Source organism: Pseudophaeobacter profundi (assembly GCF_029697505.1).
Taxonomy (GTDB): domain Bacteria; phylum Pseudomonadota; class Alphaproteobacteria; order Rhodobacterales; family Rhodobacteraceae; genus Pseudophaeobacter; species Pseudophaeobacter profundi.
The window spans coordinates 1-277 of sequence record NZ_JARJEF010000214.1; the positions used below are offsets into that span (position 1 = coordinate 1).

General features: G+C 53.8%; 1 protein-coding gene. It reads left to right on the top strand.

Annotated elements, in window-relative coordinates; translation table 11 throughout:
• Positions 1-277: ATP-binding cassette domain-containing protein (locus tag P2081_RS20785; RefSeq protein WP_278924685.1), on the top strand; the 277-nt coding region annotated here is incomplete at both ends.

The window sequence follows — 277 nt, forward strand, 5'->3', positions numbered from 1 at the left end:
GAAGATCAGCCCCAAGTCCCAGGGGTTGGTGCGTCAGCTGTTGCATGACAAGATCAGGGATGCCTACATTCATCCTCAGTTTGTGACCGACGTGATGAAACCACTCAAGATAGATGACATAATTGACCAAGAGGTGCAGAACCTGTCGGGAGGAGAGTTGCAGCGAGTGGCGATGGCGTTGTGTCTCGGCAAGCCCGCCGACGTCTACCTCATCGACGAACCCTCTGCGTATCTCGACTCCGAACAGCGACTCATCGCTGCCAAAGTTATAAAGCGT